This window comes from Dactylosporangium sp. McL0621 (genome assembly GCF_049995355.1).
Lineage (GTDB): Bacteria > Actinomycetota > Actinomycetes > Mycobacteriales > Micromonosporaceae > Dactylosporangium.
Map to the genome: position 1 here is coordinate 3,204,988 of NZ_CP188259.1, position 14,138 is coordinate 3,219,125.

The 14,138-nt window shown below is 73.7% G+C and carries 13 protein-coding genes and 1 tRNA gene; 11 read left to right on the forward strand and 3 right to left on the reverse strand.

Annotated elements, in window-relative coordinates; genetic code table 11:
* The first annotated feature begins 13 nt into the window (after positions 1–13).
* The 4 genes from ACPPVO_RS15045 (at position 14) to ACPPVO_RS15060 (ending at position 3,854) form a co-directional block, all read left to right on the forward strand.
* A complete protein-coding gene (locus ACPPVO_RS15045; protein WP_426511824.1) occupies positions 14–1,600 on the forward strand; it encodes an amino acid permease in 1,587 nt (528 codons plus the stop codon).
* Positions 1,569–2,795, forward strand: a complete 1,227-nt coding sequence (serS, locus tag ACPPVO_RS15050) for a serine--tRNA ligase (RefSeq protein ID WP_426511825.1) — start codon at positions 1,569–1,571, stop codon at positions 2,793–2,795. The genes ACPPVO_RS15045 and serS overlap by 32 nt, the downstream gene beginning before the upstream one ends.
* Before the next feature lie 12 nt (positions 2,796–2,807).
* The gene (locus tag ACPPVO_RS15055; protein WP_360376122.1) at positions 2,808–3,149 is read left to right on the forward strand and encodes a VOC family protein; all 342 of its coding nucleotides are present in this window, start codon (positions 2,808–2,810) and stop codon (positions 3,147–3,149) included.
* A gap of 63 nt (positions 3,150–3,212) precedes the next feature.
* Complete coding sequence (locus ACPPVO_RS15060) at positions 3,213–3,854, forward strand: DNA-3-methyladenine glycosylase family protein (protein ID WP_426511826.1); 642 nt, start codon at positions 3,213–3,215, stop codon at positions 3,852–3,854.
* Here ACPPVO_RS15060 and ACPPVO_RS15065 read toward each other — a convergent pair.
* Together ACPPVO_RS15065 and ACPPVO_RS15070 are read right to left on the reverse strand one after the other, a co-directional pair.
* Positions 3,824–3,961, reverse strand: coding sequence for a hypothetical protein (locus ACPPVO_RS15065; RefSeq protein ID WP_426511827.1), 138 nt, complete (start codon positions 3,959–3,961; stop codon positions 3,824–3,826). The genes ACPPVO_RS15060 and ACPPVO_RS15065 overlap by 31 nt on opposite strands.
* Before the next feature lie 13 nt (positions 3,962–3,974).
* Complete coding sequence (locus tag ACPPVO_RS15070) at positions 3,975–4,973, reverse strand: bifunctional lysylphosphatidylglycerol flippase/synthetase MprF (RefSeq protein ID WP_426511828.1); 999 nt, start codon at positions 4,971–4,973, stop codon at positions 3,975–3,977.
* Between the two features lie 146 nt (positions 4,974–5,119).
* On the opposite strand from ACPPVO_RS15070, the gene ACPPVO_RS15075 reads away from it, so the two are divergent.
* From ACPPVO_RS15075 to ACPPVO_RS15105, 7 genes are all read left to right on the forward strand, one after another.
* A tRNA-OTHER gene (locus ACPPVO_RS15075) sits at positions 5,120–5,202 on the forward strand.
* Positions 5,203–5,353: 151 nt separating this feature from the next.
* Positions 5,354–6,475, forward strand: coding sequence for a sulfotransferase family protein (locus ACPPVO_RS15080; RefSeq protein WP_426511829.1), 1,122 nt, complete (start codon positions 5,354–5,356; stop codon positions 6,473–6,475).
* A 27-nt stretch (positions 6,476–6,502) separates the two neighbouring features.
* Positions 6,503–7,732: an ABC transporter substrate-binding protein gene (locus ACPPVO_RS15085; RefSeq protein ID WP_426511830.1), complete on the forward strand. Its 1,230-nt coding sequence runs from the start codon at positions 6,503–6,505 to the stop codon at positions 7,730–7,732.
* A 4-nt stretch (positions 7,733–7,736) separates the two neighbouring features.
* Positions 7,737–9,398, forward strand: coding sequence for a thiamine pyrophosphate-dependent enzyme (locus tag ACPPVO_RS15090; RefSeq protein WP_426511831.1), 1,662 nt, complete (start codon positions 7,737–7,739; stop codon positions 9,396–9,398).
* A gap of 2 nt (positions 9,399–9,400) precedes the next feature.
* Positions 9,401–10,780, forward strand: a complete 1,380-nt coding sequence (locus ACPPVO_RS15095; RefSeq protein WP_426514631.1) for a pyridoxal-phosphate dependent enzyme — start codon at positions 9,401–9,403, stop codon at positions 10,778–10,780.
* Entirely contained in the window at positions 10,777–11,928 is a 1,152-nt protein-coding gene (locus ACPPVO_RS15100) for a Glu/Leu/Phe/Val dehydrogenase dimerization domain-containing protein (RefSeq protein WP_360376098.1), read from the forward strand. Before ACPPVO_RS15095 ends, ACPPVO_RS15100 begins: the two co-directional genes overlap by 4 nt.
* Positions 11,929–11,941: 13 nt before the next feature.
* On the forward strand, positions 11,942–13,333 hold the full coding sequence (locus tag ACPPVO_RS15105; protein WP_426511832.1) for a class-II fumarase/aspartase family protein: 1,392 nt from the start codon (positions 11,942–11,944) through the stop codon (positions 13,331–13,333).
* Positions 13,334–13,338: 5 nt separating this feature from the next.
* On the opposite strand, the gene ACPPVO_RS15110 is transcribed toward ACPPVO_RS15105, so the two are convergent.
* Positions 13,339–14,091, reverse strand: coding sequence for an SDR family NAD(P)-dependent oxidoreductase (locus tag ACPPVO_RS15110; RefSeq protein ID WP_426511833.1), 753 nt, complete (start codon positions 14,089–14,091; stop codon positions 13,339–13,341).
* Positions 14,092–14,138 lie beyond the last annotated feature (47 nt).

Sequence of the window (14,138 nt, forward strand, 5' to 3'; positions counted from 1 at the left end):
GACGGGAGCAGCCATGGACGGCACCACGCAACTGATGCGCTCGCTGAGCGCCCCGAAGATCGTGTTCCTCGTCGTCGCGGCGGCCGCCCCGCTGACCGCCATGGTCGGCACGGTGCCGCTGGCGATGGGGATCGGCAACGGCGCCGGCGTCCCGGCCACCTTCGTCTTCGCCGGGCTCACGCTGCTGTGCTTCTCGGTCGGGTACGCCGCGATGAGCCACCACGTGGTGAGCACGGGCGGCTTCTACACCTACATCGGCCGCGGGCTCGGGCGCCCGGCGGCGGTCGGGGGCGGGCTCGTCGCGCTCATCGCCTACAACGCCGCGACCATCGGGCTCATCGGCGCCTTCGGGTACTTCACCAGCCTCGTCGCGGGCGAGCACGGGCTGCACCTGCCGTGGGAGGTGTGGGTCGGCGTCGCGGTGCTCGTGGTCGCCTTCCTGGGGTACCGCGAAATCGACATCAGCGCCCGGCTGCTCTCCGTGCTGATGGTCTGCGAGATCGCCATCCTCGCGATCCTCGACGTCGCCATCCTGGTGCACCGGGGGGCGCACGCGGCCCCGGCCGAGTCCTTCAGCGCCCACACGGTCTTCTCGCCCGGGCTCGGCGTCGCGCTCATGTTCGCGTTCATGTCGTTCATCGGCTTCGAGTCCGCGGCGCTGTACGGCGAGGAGACGCCGAACCCGCGGCGCGCAGTGCCCATCGCCACGTACACCTCGGTCGTGCTCATCGCCGTGTACTACGCCGTCACGAGCTGGCTCGCGGTCGGCGGCATCGGCCCGGACCGCGTGACCGAGACGGCCAACGCGCAGCTCGGCGACCTGTTCTTCGGGCTCTCCGACGAGTACCTCAACGGCACCGCCACGACCGTCATGCAGGTGCTCATGTGCACGAGCCTGTTCGCGGCCGTGCTGTCGCTGCACAGCGCCACCAACCGGTACACCTACGTCCTGGGCCGCGAGGGCGTGCTCCCGCGCTGGGTCGGCCGGGCGCACCCGACCCACGGGTCGCCGTCCCGCGCGAGCCTGGTGCAGACGGTGCTGACCGTGGTGGTGTGCGCGCTGTTCGCCGTCGCGGGCCTCGACCCGTACACCAACCTCGCCACGAGCATGCTCGGCCTCGGCACGCTCGGGATCGTGGTGCTGCAGGCCGCCGCGGCCGCGAGCGTGCTCGGGTTCTTCGCCCGCCGCGCCGACCGGCACTGGTGGCGCACCGGCCTCGCGCCGCTGCTCGGCCTGGCCGGGCTGCTCTACGCGGCCGTGCTGCTGGTGATGAGGTTCCCGCTCGTCACCGGCACCGACTCGGCGGTCGTCAACGCGCTGCCGTGGCTCATGGGCCTGGTCGCGCTGGCCGGGATCGGCTACGGCCTGTGGCTGCGGTCCGCCCGGCCGGCCCGGTATGCGGCGCTGGCCGCGGAGGAACCGGTGGCCGTCGAGCAAGCGGTTGCGGAGGAACCGGTGGCCGTCGAGCAAGCGGTTGCGGAGGAACCGGTGGCCGTCGAGCAAGCGGTTGCGGAGGAACCGGTGGCCGTCGAGCAAGCGGCCGCAACGGTGGAGGAGGAGCCGGCTCATGCACGACGTGCGGCAACTGCTGACCGATGAGTCGGTCGTCGGCCTGAAGCGCCGCGGCTACGAGGTCGACACCGCCGGGCTCGGCGAGCTGGCCGAGCGGCGGCGGGAGCTGATCCGGTCGCGGGACGAGCTGCGGGCCTCGCTGAAGCGCTCGAGCGGGTCCCGCGAGGAGGCCCGCGCGGGCCGCGGCGTGCTGCAGGAGCTCGAGGCCGAGATCAGGTCCGTCGAGACCGGCCTGCACGACCGGCTGCTGCGGGTGCCCAACGTGCCGGCCGAGGAGGCTCCCGACGGTACCGCCGCCGAAGAGCCGGTCGTGGTGCGCACCTGGGACCCGCCCGGCCGCACCCTGCTCGGCCGCAAGGACCACGCCGAGCTCGGGGAGGAGCTGGGGATCCTCGATCCGGGCCGGGCCGCGAAGCTCTCGGGCGCGCGGTTCGCGGTCACCCGCGGCGCCGGGGCCCGGCTCGAGCGGGCCCTCGTCTCCTTCCTGCTCGACCGGCACGCCGGGGCGGGCTACGTCGAGCACGGGCTGCCGCACCTGGTCACGCCCGAGGTGATGACCGGCACCGGGCAGCTGCCCAAGTTCGCCGAGGACCTGTTCCACACCGCGGTCGCCGACCGGGAGCTGCTGCTCATCCCGACGGCCGAGGTACCGCTGGTGAACCTGTACCGCGGCGAGTCGCTCGACCCCGCCGCGCTGCCGATCGCGGTCACCGCCCGCACCCCCTGCTACCGCGCCGAGGCCGGCAGCTACGGTCGGGACACCCGCGGGCTCATCCGGGTGCACCAGTTCGAGAAGGTGGAGCTGGTGCGCCTCTGCCGCCCGCAGGACGCCGGCGCCGAGCTGGAGCGGCTCACCGCGCACGCGGCGGGCTGCCTGGAGGAGCTCGGGCTCGCGTACCGCGTGATCGACCTGCGCGCCGGGGACCTCGGCTTCACCGCCCGGCGCACGTTCGACCTCGAGGTGTGGCTGCCCGGGCAGGACGCGTACCGCGAGATCTCGTCCTGCTCCGACTGCGGCGACTTCCAGGCGCGGCGGGCCGGCATCCGGCTGCGCGGCGGCGGCTTCCCGCACACCCTCAACGGCTCGGCCCTGCCGATCGGGCGCACCCTGGCCGCGATCCTCGAGCAGTACCAGCGCCCCGACGGCTCCGTCGAGGTGCCCGCGGCCCTGGTGCCCTACTGCGGGCTGACCGAGATGTTTGCACACAGCAGCAATCTTTAGGAGGATATGTACATGTCTGTACGGATCGGCACGATCACGATCGACACCAACGACATGGACCGCGCCAAGACGTTCTGGCTGAACGTCACCGGCTACGAGGTCTCCTCGTCGGACAACGACAACACCTACCTGCACGACCCGGCCAAGAGCGGCCCGGGCCTGGCGCTGCAGCGGGTGCCCGAGGCCGCCACCGGCAAGAACCGGCTGCACCTCGACCTCACCACCGCCGACCTGGCCGGCGAGGTGCGCCGCATCCAGGGCCTCGGCGCCAGCGAGGTGAAGAGCTACGCGGAGAGCGGCTGGGTGGTACTGGCCGACCCCGAGGGCAACCAGTTCTGCGTCTGCGCCGAATGACCCGTTGAGCCCGAGACCCGCCGGTGACCCCGGCGGGTCTCCGCCGTGGAAGGGAGAAGTCGCATGAGTGTCGCCGTCGACCACCTGCGGAAGGCGGATCCGGAGCTGGGCCGGGCGATCAAGCGCCTCGGGCCGCTGGAGACGCCGCTGCGCGGCGCGCCGGACGTGTTCGCCATGCTCGCCGAGGCCATCGTGTTCCAGCAGCTCAGCGGCAAGGCGGCGGCGACCGTCTTCGGCCGCCTGGTCAAGCTCTGCCCCGGCCCGAACGACTACCCCGGCATCGAAGCGGTGCTGGGCTCCTCCGACGAGGACCTGCGGGGGTGCGGGATGTCGCGGGCCAAGGTGCTCGCGCTGCGCGACCTGGCCGAGCGCGCGGACTCGGGCGAGCTGCCGACCCTCGACGACGTGTCCACCATGGACGACGAGGCGATCGTGACCGCGCTGACGAAGGTGCGGGGGATCGGCCGCTGGTCGGCGGAGATGTTCCTGATCTTCCGGCTGGGCCGCCCCGACGTGCTGCCGGTGGGCGACCTGGGGGTGCGCAAGGGGGCGTCGCTGGTCTTCGGGACCGCGGAGCTGCCGTCGCCGGCCGAGCTCACGGACATGGCAGAGCCGTGGCGCCCGTATCGCACCACGGCCTGCCACTACCTGTGGCGTGCGGTCGAAGTCCTGCGTCAGCCGGATGCCAGCAGCTCGTCCAGGTGACGCAGGGCCCGGTCGGCCTCCTCGCCCACGGCGACGTCGTCCGGTGCCGCGCCGCACGCGGCGAACATCTCGAACACCTTCTGCCCGGCGGCCTCGATCTCGTCCATGACAAATCCTCCTCTAGATGGCGTTGCACGCGCGGAAGATGTGCACCAGCGCGGGGATCGAGGCGCCGTGCTGGAATCCGATGTACTCGCCGGTCATCAGCGTCGGGTTCCACTTGTGCTTGTACGCGTGCTGGGTCTGCGCCGGGTAGACCATCTCGCCGTGCTCCCACAGGTGCGACATGAACCAGTGGAACGCCTTGCTGTACCCCGGGAACTTCGGCTGGGTCTCGAGCTCGCAGAACGGCGTGAAGCCGAAGTGCAGCCACGGCACGCCCTCGGCGATGAAGGTGTCGATCGCCGTCTTGTTGATCGCCTCCATCACCCCGGGGGGCGCGTCGGGCTGGCGGCGCGTGAGATCGTGCAGCCAGCCGGGGTGCTCGCCGTAGACGGGGGAGTAGGTGATGTACCCCATGAGCCGGCCGTCGGTCTCCCCGATGAACACGCGGCGCATCGGCTGGTACCGCCCGCCGTACTGCCCGACGAGGAACTCCAGCGGCTTCACGTTCTCGCCCTTGGTGCCCAGCCAGCCGCGGTCGAGCTCGAGCATGGCGTCGTGCCACTGCTCCAGCGGCACCTCGCGGACCACCATCCCGGTGCGCAGCGCCCGCGAGATCTTGTTGCGCAGCTGCATGAACGCGGTGCCGGCGAGCGTGAACCGGGACAGCTCGAGCGCGAACGAGCCGCCCATCTGGTTGACGGTGAAGCCCTCGGCCACGTAGTCGGGCGCGTCACCGTCCTGGACCTGCACCGCGACGATCTCCTTGCCCAGCTCCGCGGCGTGGCGCACGAACTCCTGCAGCAGCCGGCGGCGGGCCTCCAGCGGGGCGAACGGGCCGGCGAACTGCACCAGGTACCGGTCGAACTCGCGGTACACGACCACGCCGGGAACGCCCTCGGCACGGAAATACAGGTTGCCGTCGTTGAGCGCCAGGAAAGCGCTCGGATTGTTCGCCACCGGGTAGCGCTGGATCGCGTCGAGGACGAGGTCGCTTTCCGTCAACACTTCAGTCATGGCAAAGCCCTTTTCCGATCAGCGGCGGTAAATGGCATCCGTTGACCAGTTATACACCTGCGGGCGGCCATTGCAAGGCGCGAAAATGGGTCAGCGCAGGGTCAGCGGCCCGTCAGGGTGGCCTGCCATGATTGAGGCAGCACAAGGGAGAGGTGCCCGGAGCGGCTAACGGGATCTGGTTTCGATCGGATGGGCACTGCCTGCGCAGGTTCGAATCCTGCCCTCTCCGCAAATGTATCGCGAAACGCCCGGCCAGACCCTGGCCGGGCGTTTTCGTGTTTCGGTCCGAATGGTCAGGACAAGGTCAGCAGAACGTCAGCCGCCCTTGCCAGACTCGTTCCGGGAATTGCATTCGCAGCAATGGAGTACGGGGAGGTCACGTGACCGGCATCGCGACGCCCACGCTCGAGGCCGGCCGCCTGGTCGACGAGGCCCGCCTCGCGGCCGGCGCCGAGCCCGGGGAGCCGCTGCGCTTCCTCGACGGCCTGGGCGTGCTCACCACCGCGCTGGAGGAGGAGGCCCGGCTGAGCGAGCGGGGCCGGGCCGGCACCCGCGCGGCCCTGCTCGGCGCCCTCGTCACCCAGCTGCGGGTGGCCCGCGCGGTCAAGGGCCGGCCGCCGGTCGCAAGGCCGCGGGCGGTGTTCATCACCGGCCTGCTGCGCACCGGCACCACGTTCCTGCACAACCTCCTCGCCCAGCACCCGGACCTGCGCGCGCCGCGGCTGTGGGAGCTGATGAGCGTCGCCGACCCGAGGCCGCCGCGGGAGCGCATCCGCGGGTGCGCGGCCTACGTCGAGGAGTACTACCGCGCCGCCCCGGACTTCCGGGCGATCCACCCGCTCGACCCGCAGCTGCCCGAGGAGTGCCACCGGCTCACCGCGAACAGCTTCCGCCACTTCATCTACGGGCTGCGCTACAACGTGCCGTCCTACATGGACTGGCTGGACCAGCAGCCGATGGCCGCGGCCTACCACTTCCACCAGCTGCAGCTGGACTGCCTGCTCAGCGCCGACCCCGAGCCCGCGGCCGCGGTCGTGCTCAAGTGCCCCTCGCACCTGTGGCACCTCGACGACCTGGACCGCGTGTACCCCGGCGCGACCGTGATCCGGCTGCACCGCGACCCCAAGGTGGCGATCGGCAGCGTGTGCAGCCTCACCGCCGCGGTGCGCTCCGCCCGCTCCGACGACGTGAGCCCGTCCGAGATCGGCGCGCACTGGCTGGACCGGGCCGCCCGCGCGCTCGAGGCCACCCACCCCGGCGGGGCGCCGATCGACGTCCGCTACGCCGATCTCGTCGCCGACCCCCTGCGGGTGGTCGCCGGAGTCTGCGAGCGCATCGGCGTGCCCGTCACCGTCGCGGCGCGGGACCGCATGACCCGTTACCTGGCCGCGGGGGCGGACAAGCCGGCGACGACCCACCGGTACCGGCTCGGCGACTTCGGCATCGACGGCGACCGCCTCGACCGCCGCCTGGCCGCCTACCGCGCCGCATTCGACGTCTGACGCCCACCCGATCCGATGGAGGCAGCGATGACCCGACCAGCCGACAACCCGTACGCCCGCGCCAAGGCGATGGTCGACGCGGCCAACGAGGGCGCGGGGGAGAACCCGGTCCGCGTCGGCGTGATCACCCCGCTCTCGGCGCCCGGCGACGCGACCGCCGGCGAGCTCGTCGTGCGCGGCGCCTGCCTCGGCGTGGAGTACGTCCGCGAGCACGGCGGCACGCGCGACGGCCGCCAGATCGAGCTGGTGCTCTACGACGACCAGGCCACCGCCGCGGCCGAGGGCATGGCCCGCTCGTCCGCGGCCCAGATGACCAAGCTCGCGCTCGTCGAGGAGGTCACCGCGGCCCTGGGCCAGTGGCACCTGCGCACCACGCCCTGGGTCGTCGACGTCGCCACGCGGTACGACGTGCCGATCTTCATCGAGAACGGGCACAGCACGGTCACGTCGGAGAAGCGGCGCAACGTCTTCCGGGCGTACTTCTCCATCGCCGACCGGGTGCCGGTGATGCTCGACTTCGCCGCGTCGCAGGGCATGCACCGCATCGGGCTCATCGCGGCCGACACCGTCTTCGGCCAGCAGACCGCCGACACGCTCGAGCACTACGGCCGCACCAAGCACGGCATGGAGTTCCTGCGCTTCGACTTCCCGCAGGACGACACGAGCGACTTCACCGACGCGCTCAAGGCCATCCAGACCTTCGAGCCCGACCTGTTCGTCAACGGCGGCGTCATCAAGACCAACTACATGATCATCGAGCAGGCGAAGGCGCTGGGCCTGCTGCCGGGCACGCCGATGATGGTCACCTTCGGCTTCCCGCTGCGCTCGGCCGACTTCTGGAACTTCACCGGCGACGCGGGCGTGGGCACCATGTGGCCGGCCATGCGCTACCGCCCGTCGTGGGAGGGCATCACGCCGATCGGGCGCTGGTTCATCGACCGCTACACCGAGCGCTTCGGCACCTTCCCGCCCGACACCGCGCTGACCCACTTCACCGACATCACAATCATCGCGGCGGCCCTGGACGCGGCGCGCTCCGATTCCCGCGAGGACCTCATCGACGCCCTCGAGGCGAGCGAGTTCGACACCTGGCAGGGCCGGATCCGCTACGAGCGGGGCGCGGCCCACTGGCACCACGTGGCGCCCGAGCTGGCGCTGCTGCAGTACCAGAGCCGGGACCAGACCTTCGACGACTCGGCGATCATCCACCCGCCCGAGCTGGCCACCGCCGGATACCGGGCCCCGGCGGCGGGGTGAGGAGATGACCGCACCCACCGCGGCGACCGCGATCGTCGCCGGCCTGCGCGCACACGGCGCCGACCGGCTGTTCTGCGTGGCCGGGGAGAGCTACCTGCCGGTGCTCGACGCGCTGCACGACGAGCCCGGCATCGACGTCGTCACCTGCCGGCACGAGGGCTCGGCCGGGTTCGCCGCGCTCGCCGACGCCAAGCTCACCGGGCGGCCCGGCGTCTGCGCGGTCAGCCGGGGGCCGGGCGCGGCCAACGCGGCGATCGCGGTGCACGCCGCGGCCGAGGACGGCGCGCCGTTGCTGCTGCTCGTCGGCGGGGTACCGCTGGCCCGCACCGAGCGGGAGCCGTTCCAGGGCCTGGACTGCGCCCGGTTCTTCGGCGGGTTCGCCAAGGCGGTGTGGACGCTGCACGATCCCGGCAACGCCGGCGAGCTCGTGGCGCGGGCCGTGCGCACGGCCACCGCGGGCACGCCCGGGCCGGTCGTGCTGGTGCTCCCCGAGGACGTGCTCGCGCAGCCGGTGGGCGACCCGGCGCGGCTGGTGCCGGGCGCGGCCGGGCGGGCGCCGACCCGGGCCGCGGTGCCGGTCGAGGTGCTCGCGGAGGTACGCCGGCTGCTGTGCCGGGCCGAGCGCCCGCTCATCATCGCCGGGGCCGCGGTGGACAGTGCCGAGGGGCGCACCCTGTTGCGGCAGGCCGCCGAGCGGCACGACATCCCGGTCGTCACCGCCAACAAGCGCCAGCACCTGCTGGCCAACCGGCACCCGCAGTACGCCGGACACCTCAGCAACTCCGTCCCGCGCGCCCAGCTCGACGCGCTCGCGCGGGCCGACCTGATCCTCGCGGTCGGCACGCGGCTGGACAACACGACCACCGCGGGCCGGCGGCTGCCCGGCCGCCAGCCGCTCGTGCACGTCCACCCGGACGCGCAGCGCATCGGCACCTACCACCCGGTGGCGGCCGGCTGCGCGGCCGACCCGGCCGGGTTCCTCGCGGAGCTGGCCGGGTGGGAGCGCACCGGCGACCCGCACGGCCGCGCGGCGTGGAGCGCCGAGCTGCACGGCATCGAGGCGGCGCAGGCGGTCTGGCACCCGGTCACGGCCGGCGACGGGGTGGTCTTCGGCGCCGTCGTGGCCACCCTCGACGAGCTGACCGGCGGCGACGCGACAGTCGTGGTCGACTCGGGGACGTTCACCGCCTGGGTGTACCGCCACCTGCGCTTCGGCGCACGCGGGCGGCTCGTCGGGATCTCGTCCAGCGCCATGGGTTTCGGCCCCGGCGCCGGCGTCGCGGCCGCGCTGCGCCCCAACGGCGGCCCGACCGTCGTCGTCGTCGGCGACGGCGGCCTCGTGATGAACCCGGGCGAGCTCGCCACCGCGTGCGAGCGGCAGCTCGACATCACCTACATCGTGGCCAACAACGCCAGCTACGGCACGATCCGCGTGCACCAGGAGCGGCACTACCCGGGCCGCACGATCGCCACGGACCTCGCCAACCCCGACTTCGCCGCGCTGGCCGAGTCGTTCGGGGCGCTGGGGCTCACCGCCGGGCACCCCGACGAGATCCGCGCGTACCTCGCCAAGGCGCTGCGCCACCCGGGCCCGGCGGTGCTCGAGGTGCGCACCAGCCTCGAGCACGTCTCGCCCTCCCGACGTCTGAACGGAACGCCCTCATGACCATGGAGTTCCACGAGTCGGTCCTCGACCTCATCGGGCACACGCCCCTCGTCCGGCTGCGCCGGGTCGCCGCGGGCCTCGCGCCCACGGTGCTGGCCAAGCTCGAGTCGTTCAACCCGGGCGGCTCGGCCAAGGACCGCATCGCGCTGCGGATGGTCGACGCCGCCGAGCGCGCCGGCCTGCTGCGCCCCGGCGGCACGATCGTCGAGCCGACGTCGGGCAACACCGGCGTGGGCCTGGCCCTCGTGGCCCAGCAGCGCGGCTACCGGTGCGTGTTCACCTGCCCCGACAAGGTCTCCCCGGACAAGATCGCGGTGCTGCGCGCGTACGGCGCCGAGGTGGTCGTCTGCCCGTCCACGGTGCCGCCGGAGCACCCGGACTTCTACCGCAACACCGCCGCCCGGCTCGCGGCCGAGCGGCCCGGGGCGTACCGGCCCGACCAGTACGCCAACGCGGCCAACCCCGAGTCGCACTACCACAGCACCGGCCCGGAGATCTGGGCCCAGACCGCGGGGCGGGTCACCTGCTTCGTGGCGGGCGTCGGCACCGGGGGCACGATCTCGGGCACCGGCCGCTACCTCAAGGAGGTCTCCGGCGGCCGCGTCCGGGTCGTCGGCGCGGACCCGGACGGCTCCGTCTACTCGGGACGGACGCTGCGGCCGTACCTCGTCGAGGGCGTCGGCCAGCCCAGCCTGCCCGGCTCCTTCGACCCGGGCGTGCCCGACGAGATCCTCGCCGTCCACGACCGCGAGGCCGTCGCCCTGACCCGGCGCCTGGCGCTGGAGGAGGGCATCCTCACCGGCGGCTCCGGCGGGATGGCGGTCGCCGCCGCGCTGGCCGCGGCCGGGCGCCTCGGCCCCGACGACGTCGTGGTCGTCATCGTGCCCGACTCCGGGCGCGGGTACCTCTCCAAGCTCTTCAACGACGAGTGGCTCGGCCGCAGCGGCTTCACCCGCGACGCGGCCGGGCCGCACCTGGCCGACGTGCTCGCCGCCGGGCCCGGGCGCCCGGGCCCGGCCGAGCCCGGCGAGAGCGTCGGCGTGGTGCTCAAGACCATGGCCGGCGCCGGCGTGCGCGAGCTGCTGGTGAGCCGGGCCCCGCACCCGGTCCGGGCGGCCGAGGTGCTCGGCACCGCCCGCGAGGCGAGCCTGGTGCGGCGGCTGGCCCGGGGCGAGGCCGATCTCGGCGACCCGGTCGGCGAGCACCTCGGGCCGCCGCTGCCCACCGCCGGGGCCGGGCAGTCGCTCGACCGGGCCGTCGCGCTGCTCGACGGCGGCGACGACGCCCTCACCGTGCTGGACGCCGGGGTCGTGCTCGGCGTGGTCACGGCGCACGACATTGCCCAGCTGCTCCGCGATCCGATGGGGGTACGGCGGTCATGACCGAGATCATCACGTACGAGGACCCGCGCCGCGGCGTGCGCGGGTGGCTCGCGTACGACGGGACCGCGCGCCCCCTGGCCGCCGGCGGCTGCCGGCTGCTGCCCGGGCTGCGCGACACCGACCTCGCCGAGCTGGCCGCCCGCATGACGCTCAAGCAGCGGGTGCTCGGCGTCAACGTCGACGGCGCCAAGTGCGGGCTCGACCTCGACCCGCGCTCGCCGCACAAGGCCGAGATCCTGCGCGGCTTCCTGGCGTTCCTGCGCGGCGAGCTGGTCGAGCGCTTCAGCATGGGCTCCGACATGGGCACCGGCTGGAACGAGCTGCAGCGCATCGCCGGCACCGTGGGGCTGCCGTCGATCAAGTACGCCGTCCGCCGGGCCCAGGGCCTGACCGACCAGGCGTTCCACGAGCGGATGGAGCGGCTCGACGACCGGGTCGGGCTGATGACGCTCAGCGAGCGGCGGGCCGGGCACGCGCTGGGGCACGCGGTGCTCGGCGCCGCCCGGGCGACCGTCGCGGCCCGCGAGTTCACCTACGCGCTGCAGGGCTTCGGCAACCTCGGCCGGGCCGCGGCCTGCACCCTGCACGAGGAGGGAGCCCGGCTCGTGGCGGTCGCCGACGAGCACGGCACCATCGCCGACCCGGCCGGCCTCGACGTGCCCCGGATGCTGGCCGCCCCGGCCCGCACCCCGGTGCCCGAGCTGCCCGCGCCCGGCGTCCGCCGGCCCGCCCCGGCGGTGTTCACCGCCCCGGCCGACGTGCTCGTGCTCGCGGCCGCGGCCGACGCCATGGACGAGAAGGCGGTCGCCGAGGCGCGCTTCGGCGCGGTCGCCGTCGGCGCCAACTGCGGCCTGAGCGACTCGGCCGAGACCGGCCTGCACACCCGGGGCGTGTTCGTCGTGCCCGACTTCATCGGCGGGATCGGCGGCTCGGCGTCGATGGAGGCGCTCTTCGGCCCGCGCCAGGTCCCCACGGCGCGGGGGGTCCTGGACTCCCTCGCGGGCATCATGCACCGGCTCGTCGAGGACATCGCCGGGTCGGCCCGGCGGCTCGGCGTCACCCCGCGCGAGGCGGCCCTGCGCCTGGCCGCGGCCGCCGACACCGACCCCGCCGCGCCGCCGTACGGCACCTCCCGGTACACCCGATAGGAGAACGGTCACCATGGACAAGCCCGAGTGCCGCCACGAGCGCGGCCACATCACCGACTCCCGCTTCTACGGCAACCGGTACGCCACCCCGGCGAGCCGCGAGATCTTCTGCGACGTATGCCGCCACCAGCGCTGGCTGGACATCGAGGCCGCGCTCGCCCTCGCCCAGGCCGAGCTCGGCATGATCCCGCCGGAGATGGCCGACCGGATCGCGCTGACCGCCCGCATCGAGAACATCGACCTGGACGCCGTCGAGGAGGAGATCGAGCGCAGCGGGCACTCGCTGGTCGGGCTGCTGCGCGTCTTCGAGAAGGCGTGCGGGCCGCAGGCGGGACAGTTCATCCACTACGGCGCCACCACCCAGGACATCCAGGACACCGGCCAGGTGCTGGAGATGCGCGACGTGCTCGACGTGCTGGAGCCGCAGCTCGCCGAGCTGCTCGCGGTCCTGGCCGTCCTGGCCGAGGACAACGCCGAGACGGTGGCGCTCGGGCGCACCCACGCGCAGCCGGCGCTGCCGATGAGCTTCGGGCTCAAGCTGGCCAGCTGGGTCGACGAGCTCGCGCGCGACGCCGAGCGGCTGCGGCAGCTGCGCGAGCGGGTGCTCGTCGCGCAGCTCTTCGGCGGCTCGGGCACGATGGCCGCCTTCGGCGAGCACGGCCCGGAGCTGCTGGAGCGGTTCAGCGACCGGCTCGGCCTCGCCGCCCCGGCCGTCGGCTGGCACGTGGCCCGCGACCGGGTCGTCGAGTTCGTCAGCGGCCTGGCCATGCTCGCCGGCACCCTCGCCCGCATCGCCGACGAGATCCGGCTGCTGTCGCGGCCCGAGTTCGGCGAGGTGACCGAGGCCTGGCGGCCCGGCAAGGTCGGCAGCAGCACCATGCCGCACAAGCGCAACCCCGAGCGCTGCGAGCAGGTCGTGGTCATGGCCCGGCTCGCCGCCGCGCAGGTCGGGGTGGCGCTGGGCGGGATGGTCGGCGACCACGAGCGCGACTCGCGGGCGCTGCGCGTGGAATGGTCCTGCGTGCCCGACGCCGCGCACTACACGCTCTCGGCCGTCGCCATGGTGCTGGAGAGCGTCGCCGGGCTGACCGTCAACCACGAGCGGCTGCGGAGCAACGTCGACGCGGTCACCGACCACATCATGTCGGAGCGGCTGATGCTCGCCCTCGGCGCCCGGCTCGGCAAGCAGCACGCGCACGAGGTCGTCTACGACCTGACCCAGCGGGCCCAGCAGGAGCGGGTGCCGGTGCGCACGCTGCTGCCGAGCTCGCCCGACGTGCGCGCGGTGCTCGGGCCGGCCGACCTCGAGGCCATCTTCGACCCCGGCAGCTACCTGGGCGCCTCGGCGGCCCTCACCATGCGGGTGGTCGCCGAGGCGCGCAAGCGCCAGGCCGCGCAGGCTTGAGCCGCTCAGCCGCGGCCGAACAGGGCGCCCCCGTTGATCTGCAGGATCTGGCCGGTCACGAAGCCGGCCTCGGCGGAGGCCAGGTAGCGCACGGCGGCGGCCACCTCGGCCGGGGTGCCGCCGCGGCGCATCGGGGCCTGGGCGGCGCGGCCGGCGTCGAACTCCGGGCTCATCCGGGCGCCGTAGAACTCGGTGTCGGGGATGTACCCGGGGGCCACCACGTTGACCGTGACGCCCTCCGGGGCCAGGGCGGTCGCCAGCTCGGCCGACCACGGGTGCAGCGCCGCCTTGGAACCGCCGTAGGTGGCCGGGCCGCGGAAGGCCGCGACCGACGTGACGGTGACGATCCGGCCGCCCGGGCGGCGCACGGCCGGCAGCAGGGCGGCGGTGAGCAGCACGGTGGGCAGCACGTTGCCCGCGACGTTGGCCTCCCAGTCGGCGCGGATGCGCTCGAGGGAGTCCGGCGGCGCGGGCGCGAAGTTGCCGCCGGCGTTGTTCACGATCACGTCGACCCGGCGGCCGCCGGCGGTGATCTCCGCGGCGACGGACCGGACCTGCTCGGGCTCGGTCAGGTCGGCGGTGTACGCGCGCACCCGCTCGGCCCCGGCCGAGGCGTTGATCTTCTCCGCCGCCTCGGCCAGCGGGCCGGGCCGGCGGCCGAGGACCGCGACCTCGTCGCCCGCATCGGCGAACGCGGCCGCGACCGCCCGCCCGATGCCCGTTCCTCCGCCCGAGACCACGACCAGACGTGACGCCACGAAAAACCTCCGGGAGCTCGTATGGACAACGCCCGCAATGCTAGCCA